The sequence below is a fragment of the Micromonospora sp. NPDC005215 genome, from assembly GCF_040607915.1.
Lineage (GTDB): Bacteria > Actinomycetota > Actinomycetes > Mycobacteriales > Micromonosporaceae > Micromonospora.
Genome location: NZ_JBEXHQ010000054.1, coordinates 40,152 through 50,889 on the forward strand (window position 1 = coordinate 40,152; position 10,738 = coordinate 50,889).

Below are 10,738 nucleotides of genomic sequence, written 5' to 3' on the forward strand. Positions count from 1 at the left end.
CGCCAAGGGAGACACGCGATGCAGGACCGCACCCCTCGTCCCGAGGAGCTGGACCCGATCGAACGCGCCGGCGTCGACGAGCTGCGTGCCCTGCAACGTGAACGGCTGCGCTGGTCGCTGCGGCACGCGTACGACAACGTGCCGCACTACCGCCGGGCGTTCGACGCGGCCGGGGTGCACCCCGACGACTGCCGCGACCTCGACGACCTGGCCCGCTTCCCGTTCACCGGCAAGGCCGAGCTGCGGGCCAACTACCCGTTCGGGATGTTCGCCGTACCCCGGGAGCGGGTCGCCCGTCTGCACGCCTCCTCCGGCACCACCGGCCGGCCGACGGTGGTCGGCTACACCCGCGACGACCTGCGCACCTGGGCGCGCCTGATGGCCCGGTCGATCCGCGCCTCCGGCGGTCGTCCCGGCGACCGGGTGCACGTCGCGTACGGCTACGGGCTCTTCACCGGCGGCCTGGGCGCGCACTACGGCGCGGAGGAGCTGGGCTGCACTGTCATCCCGGTCTCCGGTGGCATGACCGAGCGTCAGGTCATGCTGATCCGCGACTTCGAACCCGAGGTCATCATGGTCACCCCCAGCTACATGCTCGCCATCGTGGACGAGATGCGGCGCCAGGGCGTCGACCCGCGCGCCACCTCGCTGCGGGTGGGCATCTTCGGGGCGGAGCCGTGGACCGAGGACATGCGCCGGGAGGTGGAGCAGCGGTTGGACATCCACGCGGTGGACATCTACGGGCTCTCCGAGGTGATGGGCCCCGGCGTGGCGACCGAGTGCGTCGAGACCAAGGACGGGCTGCACGTCTGGGAGGACCACTTCTACCCGGAGATCGTCGACCCGGTGACCGGGGCGGTGCTGCCCGACGGTGAGCGGGGCGAGCTGGTGTTGACCTCGCTGACCAAGGAGGCGATGCCGGTGGTGCGCTACCGCACCCGCGACCTGACCCGACTGCTGCCCGGCACCGCCCGTCCGATGCGCCGGATCGAGAAGATCACCGGTCGGACGGACGACATGATGATCGTGCGCGGGGTGAACATCTTCCCGACCCAGATCGAGGAGCTGATCCTGCGGACCCCGCAGCTGTCGCCGCACTTCCAGTGCGTACTCGATCGGCAGGGCCGGTTGGACACCCTCACGGTACGGGTGGAGCGGCGGGCCGGCGTCGCAGTGGACGCCGCCGAGCGGGCCGGCGCGGCGCTGGTGGAGCTGGTGAAGAACACCATCGGCGTGAGCGTGGCGGTCGACGTGCTCGCCCCGGACGCGGTGGAGCGGTCGGTGGGCAAGATGCGCCGCATCGTCGACCAGCGACGACCCGTCTGAACGCCGGCCGAGCAGCCGGTCTCGTCCTGGTCCGCCGCCCGCCACCTTGTCGGTGCTGTCTCCTGTAGAGCTGCCCCGGGTGTGGGGCAGCCGGGCTTCGTCCCGCGTCGTAGGGGTGTCCCGCGCGATGCTGACCTCGGCGTCGGCCGGGTCAGGCGCGGGGTGATCCAGGTGCCGTCGTCGACTTAGGATGCTGGTCATGCGAGTACTGGTGGTCTCCGCCCCGCTGGTCGGGCACGTCTTTCCGCTGGTGCCGCTCGCCGTCGCGCTGCGCGACGCCGGCCACGACGTGCTGCTGGCCACCGGCGGTGGTGGCCTGGCCGCCGCCAACGCGGGTCTGCCGGTGCACGACATCGCACCGGGCTTCGACTTCGGCCGGATCGCGCTGCGGGTCTTTCCCCGGCACCCCCTGGTCGCGCGCGCCGAGTTGGCCGGCACCGCCGGCACCCGGGGCGCCGGCCTGCTCTTCGGCGCGCTCAACGACCAGCTCACCGACCCGGTCGTCACGTTGGCCACCCAGTGGCGGCCGGATCTGGTGCTCCACGAGCCGTTCGCGGTCGCCGGCGCGATCGCCGCCGCCCGGCTGGGGGTGCCGGCCGTACGCCAGGAGAACTCCCTCTTCGATGGCCGGGACCTGGTCCGTGCCAGCAGCGCCCGACTCGGTGCCGCCCTGCGGCGGCACGGCCTGACCGAGCTGCCGCCGCCCGCAGCGGCCCTCGCCGTGGCCCCGCCGAGTGTGGCCGCGCAGGATGGGTGGCCGATGCGGTACGACTCCTACGTCGGCGGCGGCGAGCTGCCCGCGTGGCTGCGCGAGCCCGGTGAACGGCCCCGGATCATCGTCACCCGGAGCACCCTGACCGGCCCCGGCGACCGGGGGCCGATGCCCGCCGTGGTGGCCGCCGCCGCCCAGGTGGACGCCGAGATCGTGCTCGTCCGCCCGGATGAGCGGTCGGCTCGTTCGCTGCCCGGGAACGTGCGGGTGGTCGACTGGATTCCGCTCGACGAGGCGTTACCGGCGAGCGCGGCGCTGGTCCACCACGGCGGGGCGGGCAGCGCCTTTGGCGCCCTCGCCGCCGGGCTGCCCCAGCTCGCCACAGTGGGTCCGGGGGACCGGCGGCACAACGCCGAGCTGGTGGCCCGCCGGGGTGCCGGCCTGGCGCTGCGACCCCGGGACATCACCGCGCGGGCGCTGACCCAGCTGCTCACCGACGAGCGCCTGCGCACCACCGCGGGGCAGGTCAGCCGGGAGATCGCCGCGATGCCGCCGCCGAGCGACCTCGTCGCGCGGCTGGCGGCGTTGGTCTGACGTCCGTCCCGCGTGCCCACACCGGCGGGACCCTCGGCTGCGGCAGGATGACGTGATGCGACACGTCGTGCTGTTCCACTCCGTGTACGGGCTGCGGCCCGCCGTGCGCGCCGCCGCCGACCGGTTGCGCGCCGCCGGGCATCAGGTCAGCACCCCCGACCTGTACGGCGTACCCGCCACCGACACCGTCGAGGAGGGCTTCGCGCTGCTCGACAAGATCGGCCAGGAGGTGGTGCTCGACCGGGCCCGGACAGCGCTGCGTGACCTGCCACCGGAGACGGTGCTCGCCGGTTTCTCGATGGGCGCCGGTGTGGCCGGGGCGCTGCTGGCCGAGCGCCCCGACGCCGCCGGCCTGCTCCTGCTGCACGGCACCGGTGGCGCGCCGAACGCGGTCCGGCCCGGGTTGCCGGTGCAGCTGCACCTCGCCGATCCCGACCCGTACGACGCGCCGGACGAGGTCGACGAGTGGCAGCAGGCGCTCACCGACGCCGGCGCCGACCTGACGGTCTTCCGCTATCCCGGTGCGGGGCACCTGTTCACCGACCCGGACCTGGCCGAGCATTCCCCGGACGCCACCGCGGGGACCTGGCCACGGGTGCTGGCCTTCCTGGCCGCGTCCTGAGCCGGGTCGCGCGGTGGACGTCAACGCCCAGCAACCGGAACAGCTCCCCGAACGGCGGCGTCCCGCCAACGCGGGGCACCCCCGGACACCTCTCGTTCGATATCGTGGCGCCACCACCAAGATCCTTGAGCGGGATGTGGCAGTGACGACGACAGCTTTCGACGAGCACGAACGGTCGCGCTGGGCCGGGCGCGCGGCGGCGTTCGACAGCAGTCTCGCCGCCCTCTGTGCCCATCCCGCGCCGTCGTTGCTGGACGCCGCCCACGTCACCGCGGGCATGCGGGTGCTCGATGCCGGCACCGGCTCCGGGACCGTGGCCGGGCTGGCCAGCGCTCGTGGCGCCACCGTCGTGGCCGTCGACGCCGAACCCAGCATGGTCGAGCTGGTACGCAGCCGCGTCCCGTCCGCCGCCGAGGTTCGCCTCGCGGCCCTGCCCCACCTGCCGTTTCCCACCGGGCACTTCGACGCGGCCGTGGCGAACTTCGTGATCAACCATGTCGGCGATCCGCTGGCCGCGATCAGCGAACTGCGACGGGTCGTCCGGCCAACTGGTCGGATCGCGGTGACGATCTGGCCCGACCCGCCGCCCGAGGCGCAGCGGCTGTGGGGTGCGGTCTTCGACGCCGCTGGGGTCGACCGGCCGATCTCCGTGCCGAGGGTGGACGCGGAGCGGGACTTCCCGCGTACCCCCGACGGGTTCGCGGGCCTGCTCGACGCCGCCGGTCTGGCCGACGCGCGCTGCGACACGATCACCTGGGCGCATCGCACCCACCCCGAGGCCTGGTGGAGTGGCCCGGCCAACGGCATCAGCAAGCCGGGTCTGCTGATGGAGGCCCAGCCGCCGCACGTGATCACCCGGATTCGTGCCGCGTACGACGAGCTGACCGCCGCCTACCGCGACACGGACGGCCTGCTCGTTCTGCCGACCGCGGCGCTGCTGGCCTCGGCGTCCGTGCCGTAGCCGGGCTGGGCGACCGGCCCGTCGGCGCGAGCCCGGCCATCCGCGACCGCTGGGCGGACGCTCAGGCGGAGGCGGCCAGGCCGTCCGTCCGGCGGATCAACGGCGGACCGGGTACGGCGCGGATCCCGCCGGGCGGAGCGCCGACACCGGTGAGCGCATCCGGACCGGCTGACTCCGGCACGGCCGGCACGGCACGGATCACCACCGGGGTCCGGTCGACGTTCGAGGGCCAGTGACCGCCCGTGTTGGCCCGTGTCGCGGGCGCCGTCACCGCCGGGGTCGGCGGCACGTCACCGGCCGGCGCGACGGGTCGGAGCCGGTTGGCGCCCGGCGCCCGATTGGTTGCCCGGGGCAGCGCGGCCGGCGGGGTCGCCATCGTCGGGGTGGAAAGGCGCGGCGGGCCGGATCCTGGCGCGGGGGCCAACGCCACGAGCGGGGTGTCGCGACCGACCCGGGAGCGAACGGCATCGAGGCGCACGATCTCGGCGGGCCGGGTGGTCGCGCCACCGCCGACCGCACGAGCGGCACCTGTGGAGTTCGCGGCAGCGTGATCTGGCCGGAGGGCGTCGGAGCGGGTGGTGTCGTGGCGTGGGGCGTCGGCGGCCCGGCGGGCGAAGAGGGCCCGCAGCGCGCGGGGCAGCCGCTCGGCGGCGACCTGGCGCAGCGCGGGCGCGGCGAACGCGTACCCGTTGGCGTGGTGGAGGAGCAGTAGGCCGGCGGCGACCAGCCGGCGTAGTGCCGGCGCGGACCGGCCGGGCGTCCAGCCGAGCGCCCGGTCGACCGCCGCGCCGGAGATCACGCCGCCGAGGACACCGGCGGCCATCAGGACCGCTCGCCGCTCACCATCGAGGTGGTCCAGCTCGGCGCCGACGGCTCGGCGTACCGCCTCGGGCAGCGGGAGCGCCGCCGGGTCGGCCCCGGCCACTATCGACGCGACGTACGCCGCCGCGTGCCCGGGCCGACCGCCCATCAGTGGCAGCAGCCGGTCCACCAGGGCCACCGGCTGACCGGCCCGGGTCAGCAGGTGGCGCAGCAGCCGCCCGGACTGCACAGTGGCAAGCGGTCGGATCGCCACCCGACGGGCCGAGCCGGGCCGGGTGTCGGCCCACTGCGGTTGGTGCAGGGTGACCACGGCCAGTGGTAGCCCCCGTGCCGTTGCCGCGCCGAACAGCGCGTGCAGGAATCCGCTCACCACGGGCGCCGCGCGGTCCACGTCGTCCACGGCGACGATCAGCGGCGCCTGGGTGGCCAGGCGCAGCAGGACCTCCCGGCAGATCGCCGCGCCGGCCATCGCCGCGGCCGAGCCGTCCGGGTTGGACAGCATCCGCTCAAGCGCCGGGACCGCCGTGGCGACCCGAGCCGGTGGGAACAAGGCGGTCAGTGTGGCGACGAGCCGGTCGTGGACCGCCGCCGGGCCGTCGCCGCGACGCACCCCGGCGAAACCGCGGAGCAGCTCGGCGACCGGCTCCAGGACCTGATCGGGGTACGGCTGGCAGGCCGTCACACACCACCGCACGGCGGCCCCGTCCACGGTGGTCAATCCACGGGTCAGCTCGTGCAGCAACCGGCTGCGGCCACTGCCGGTGGGCCCGACCAGGGAGACCCAGCACGGGTTCTGCTCCCGGATGGCCACGGTCAGCTGGTCGCGGATGGTGGCCAGCTCGCGGCGGCGACCGATCAGCGGGCCGTCGTGTCGGTCGACGCCGGGACGCACCGGACCGACGGCGTGCCAGACCGGCATCGGCGGCACCCGGCCGGCGACCGGAACCGGCGGCAGCTGACGCTGGGTGATCAGGCCAGCGGTGGCCCGCGTGGTGGCCGCGCAGAGCGCGACGGCGCCCGGTGGCGCGTACTCCTGCAGGCGGGCCGCGGTGGTGATCACCGCGCCGCTGGCCACGCCGTGCCCGCCGCTGACCGCGCCGCCCAGGTCGACAACGACCTCACCGGTGGCGACACCGACGCGCACCCGGAGCCGGATGTCGCCGACCATCGGCCGGCAGTCCAGCGCGGCCTGGATCTCGAGTCCGGCGCGCACCGCCCGGTACGCGTCGAAGCCGTCGGAGTGCCGGGCGCCGAAGAGTGCCATCACCGCGTCGCCGACGTACTTCTCCACCACGCCCTGCCACCGGTGCAGCACGCCGGCGACGGTGTCGAAGTAGACCCGCTGCAACGCGCGGACGTCCTCCGGATCGAGTCGGTTCACCAACGCCGTGGAGCCGACGATGTCGGCGAAGAGCACCGTCACTGTGCGTCTCTCCTCCGGCACGGGCCAGTGCGGGGTCACGGTCCGCCGCGCGTCGCCGATGGTGATGCTGGTCGTGGTGGTGGTCATGGTTTCGCACCAACCCTTCTCCCCGCTGATGCCTGGTGACCTCCGGAGATTGGCATTCCTGGGCTGACGGGGGATCTGCAGAACGACGTATGTCGGCCACCTGCAACCTTTAGTCGCAAAGTCGACGCGAGGAGTACCACAAGCGGCAGATGGCCGTAGAACGGTTCGGGCACCTGTGATTAGGCTGCGTGCCATGGCCAGCGATGTGGACACCGCACCGCTCGTGGGCCGGACCGAGCTGGTGCAGACGGTTCGGTCCGCGTTGCTCGGTGACGCCGCGCACGGGCAGACCGCCGCCGTCTTCCTGACCGGTGAGAGCGGTGTGGGCAAGACCCGGCTGTTGGGTGAGGTCGGCGACCGGCTGCGTGCGCAGGGCGCCGTGGTGCTCACCGGCAGCTGCCTGGACATCGGCGACGCCTCCCCGCTGCACCCGCTGTTGCAGGCCCTGCGCCGCTTCGACGCCGATCTGTCCACCTCGCACGCGCGCACCTCCTCCGCGGTGCGTGGGTTGCTGCAGATGTTCGCCGACGAGACCGCCGCTCCGGACGGCGCGGGCGCGTTGCTGGAGCGGGTCAGCCGCGGGCTGCACCTGATCGCCGAGGGCAGACCACTGGTGTTGATCCTCGACGACCTGCAGTGGGTCGACCGGAGCACCCGACAGTTGCTGCTCTACCTGTTGGCCGGGCTCGGCGACCTCCAGCTCTCCGTGCTGGCGGCGGTGCGCGCCGAGTCGTTGCAGGGCGTGCACCCGCTGCGCCGGGTGCTGACCGAGCTGCGTCGGCTGCGGACGGTGCGGGTGCTCGACCTGGCGCCGCTGGACCGGGTCGACACCGAGAAGCTCGCTGCCGCCGTGGTCGGCCGGACGCTGCCCGCCGAGGCGGCCGAGCAGGTCTGGCAGCGCAGCGGCGGCAACCCGTTCGTCATCGAGGAGCTGGCTCGCGATCTCCGCGACGGCCGCGACGGTCTGTCCGAGACGGTGCGGGAGATCTTCCTCGACCGGGTCGACGCGCTGCCCCAGCACGCGCACGCGGTGGTGCACGCGGTCGCCGCCGGTGTCGAGCCGGTACAGCACTGGCTGCTGGCCCAGGTGCTGCGGTTGCCCGAGGACGAGCTGATCGACGCGGCCCGCGCGGCGGTGGCCCACCGGCTGCTTGTCGGTGCCGACGACGGTTACCGGCTGCGGCACCGCCTCGTCGCCGAGGTGCTCGCGCACGAGCTGCTGCCGGCCGAGCGTTCCGGGCTGCACCGCCGCTACGCCGAGGCGCTGACCGCCGCGCCGGGTGAGCTGCACCAGGCCCGGCTGGCGCACCACTGGCGGTTGGCCGGTGAGCCGGCGCGCGCGTTGCCGGCAACGGTGGCGGCGGCGCAGGAGGCCGAGCGGCTGCACGGTTACGCCGAGGCGCACCGGCACTGGTCGGCGGCGTTGCAGCTGGCCGGCGACTCCGGCTCGCTGGCAGTGGACCGGGTCGAGTTGCTCGGCAACGCCGCCGAGGCGGCCCACCACTGCGGGGAGCACGCCCGCGCGCTGGCCCTGCTGGAGGAGTTGGCCGCCGTACGTGGTGGCGAGCCGAGCTGCGCGCTGCACATCCGCCGGGCCCGCTACCTGGCCGCCGCCGGTCGCTCGGCGCTGGCCGAGGAGGAGTACCAGCGGGCGCTGGAGGCGGCCGACTGTTCCCCGCGTGACCGGGCCGCCGCCGCCGCCCGCCTCGCCGAGCTGCTCCTGCATCTGGGCCGCTACGCCGACGCCGGCCAGCGGGCCCGGGAGGCGCTGGCGTTGGCCGCCGACGTGGAGGGCTCCGCCACCGAGGTGGTGCTGGCCAGCTCGGCGCTGGGCTTCAGTGACGCCTACCTGGAGGACCCGGACGCGGGGCTGGCGGTGATGCGCGACGCCCTCGACACCGCCGAGCGCGCCGGCCAGCCCGAGGATGTGGCCTGCGCGTACCTGCACCTGGCGGAGCTGTTGACCGGGCCACTGAACATCCTCGAAGAGGGTGTGGTGGTGGCCCGGCGTGGCGCCGAGCGGGTCGCCGAGCTGGGGTTGGGCCGCACCTGGGAGACCCGGCTGCTGGCCGTCGCCATCAACGGGCTGTTCCGGGTGGGTCAGTGGGCCGAGGCGGAGAAGGTGGTTGCCGCCGCGCTGCGGCACCGACCGTCCGGTGCGGACGCCGTCGAGCTGCTGCTAGCCCGGTGCCGGCTCTCGGTGGGTTACGGCGACATCGACGCCGCCAGCCGGGACCTCGACGCGGTGGCGACTCTGCTCGCCGGCGGCGGGGCGCGGCACGTCATTCCGCTGCTCACCCTGCGCGCCGGGCTGGCCATGTGGGAGGGCCGGCACGATGTGGCGCGGTTGGCGGTGCAACGCGGCCTCACCGAGAGCCGTTCCGACGACGTGACGATCCTGTCGGCGCTCATCTGGCACGGCCTGCGGGCCGAGGCTGAGGCGCACACCAGCCGTACCGTGGCCGTGGATCCGACGGTGGTACGCCGGCTGCGCGACGTCGCGGACCGGGTGGCCCGCAAGAGCGTCGGCGCGGCCCGTCCGGTGCGGTCGGTGGTGGAGGGGTTCCTGGCCCTCTGCGCCGCCGAGGTGAGCCGCCTCGACAGCAGTGACCCGGACCTGTGGGCCGCGTCGGTCGCCGAGTGGGATCGACGCCACCACCCCTACCCGGCGGCGTACTCGCGGCTGCGGCAGGCCGAGGCGCTGCTGGCCCGCCGCAGCCGGCTGGCCACCGCCGGCAAGCTGTTGCGGGAGGCGTACCGGGTGGCGCAGGGGTTGGGCGCGGTGCCGCTGACCTCGGAGATCCGCGAGCTGGCCGGGCGGGCCCGGGTGTCGCTGGAGGAGCGCGAGGCCCTCAGCGGTACGCGGAGCGCACCGGCCGAGGCGTCCGACGACGAGTTGGCGGCGCTCACCGCACGGGAGCGGGAGGTGCTCGCGCTCGTCGCGGAGGGGCTGACCAACAAGGAGATCGGGCAGCGGCTGTTCATCAGCGAGCGGACCATCGGGGTGCACGTGTCGCACATCTTCGACAAGCTCCAGGTCCGTACCCGCGTCCAGGCCAGCGCGATCCAACTGCGCAACCTCCGAAGCTGACGTACCGCACCGCGCCGCGTGTGCGCGCCGGGATACGTCGTTCTACTGATTCGGCGGGTGGGTGTCGGCTGAGAGGCTGGGCCGCGTCGACGACGGCACGGGGGATGCCGCCGACCACTATGGAGGAGAGATGACCGAACCGGTCTGGGGGCCCGTGCACCGGGACATCGTCGATCTGCTCGCCGACCATCCCGCGGACGTGCCGGCCGTTGTCGATCACCTCACCAAGCTTCAGGACATGCTGGTGCGGTTGCCTCCGTTGGAGGCCAGCTGCCCGCTGGCGGACTTCAACAGGCTCTACCTGACCATCACCAGCAGCGTGTTGGACGGGTTGTACGACGACCGCTTCGTCGACCCGGCGTTTCTCTCCCGGCTCGACGTGGAGTTCGCGGCGCGGTATTTCGACGCGATGCGGCTCTGGACCGACTCCAGTCCGGGCACTCCGAAGGCGTGGTCGTGCCTCTTCGAGCGGATGCGTGGGCCGGACGCCCGCCCACTGCCGTCGGCGGCGGCCGGGGTCAACGCGCACATCAACTTCGACCTGCCCTTCGCGCTGGTGACCACGTTCGACCACCTGGAGTCGGAGCCGGTCGACGGCAGTGACCAGCACCACGACTATCTGGAGATCAACAAGATCTTCGCGGACAAGATCCCCGGCCTGCGCCGGGGCTATCTGGAGCGGTGGCAGCTGCTCATCGACATGCTCAACGGCGACATCGACGACTGGTACCAGGGGGAGCTGGTCGAGTACACCCGCGATGTCGCCTGGCGTAACGCGCAGAAGATCTGGCGGTGCCGGCACGACCCGGACGCCCGCGAGTGTGAGCGCACGCGGTTGGACGACAACGCCGCGGCGCTCGGCCGGCTACTGCTCTCTCCCCTGGGAGCGTTTCTGCAGTAGCCGGGACGGGGGGTCCCCGCGCTCCGCCCCGTGGGGGTGGCGGAGCGCGGGGGCGCGTTTCATCAGATCCGCCCCACCCCGGGTGGCCGGCCGGCAAGCGGTCGACCCGGGGGGGTGGTGCAGCCGGTCGGCCCCGGGGGGTGTGTTCTCCTCCCCGTGAAGCAGTCCGACCAGATCCTCGGCGCGCTCGGTGAAGATC

At 73.8% G+C, this 10,738-nt stretch carries 7 protein-coding genes; 6 read left to right on the forward strand and 1 reads right to left on the reverse strand.

Annotated elements, in window-relative coordinates; genetic code table 11:
- Nucleotides 1-18: 18 nt before the first annotated feature.
- From paaK to ABZU25_RS29365, 4 genes are all read left to right on the forward strand, one after another.
- Nucleotides 19-1,326, forward strand: a complete 1,308-nt coding sequence (gene paaK / locus ABZU25_RS29350; RefSeq protein WP_355032601.1) for a phenylacetate--CoA ligase PaaK — start codon at nt 19-21, stop codon at nt 1,324-1,326.
- Between the two features lie 199 nt (nt 1,327-1,525).
- On the forward strand, nt 1,526-2,632 hold the full coding sequence (locus ABZU25_RS29355) for a nucleotide disphospho-sugar-binding domain-containing protein (protein WP_355032602.1): 1,107 nt from the start codon (nt 1,526-1,528) through the stop codon (nt 2,630-2,632).
- A gap of 55 nt (nt 2,633-2,687) precedes the next feature.
- On the forward strand, nt 2,688-3,254 hold the full coding sequence (locus tag ABZU25_RS29360) for a dienelactone hydrolase family protein (protein ID WP_355032603.1): 567 nt from the start codon (nt 2,688-2,690) through the stop codon (nt 3,252-3,254).
- Between the two features lie 142 nt (nt 3,255-3,396).
- On the forward strand, nt 3,397-4,215 hold the full coding sequence (locus ABZU25_RS29365; protein WP_355032604.1) for a class I SAM-dependent methyltransferase: 819 nt from the start codon (nt 3,397-3,399) through the stop codon (nt 4,213-4,215).
- 61 nt (nt 4,216-4,276) lie between these two features.
- Here ABZU25_RS29365 and ABZU25_RS29370 read toward each other — a convergent pair whose 3' ends face one another.
- Nucleotides 4,277-6,547, reverse strand: a complete 2,271-nt coding sequence (locus ABZU25_RS29370) for an adenylate/guanylate cyclase domain-containing protein (RefSeq protein WP_355032605.1) — start codon at nt 6,545-6,547, stop codon at nt 4,277-4,279.
- 193 nt (nt 6,548-6,740) lie between these two features.
- Between ABZU25_RS29370 and ABZU25_RS29375 the strand changes: the two genes are divergently transcribed.
- Entirely contained in the window at nt 6,741-9,638 is a 2,898-nt protein-coding gene (locus ABZU25_RS29375) for an AAA family ATPase (RefSeq protein ID WP_355032606.1), read from the forward strand.
- A gap of 130 nt (nt 9,639-9,768) precedes the next feature.
- On the forward strand, nt 9,769-10,539 hold the full coding sequence (locus tag ABZU25_RS29380; protein WP_355032607.1) for a DUF5995 family protein: 771 nt from the start codon (nt 9,769-9,771) through the stop codon (nt 10,537-10,539).
- The last annotated feature ends 199 nt before the right edge of the window (nt 10,540-10,738 follow it).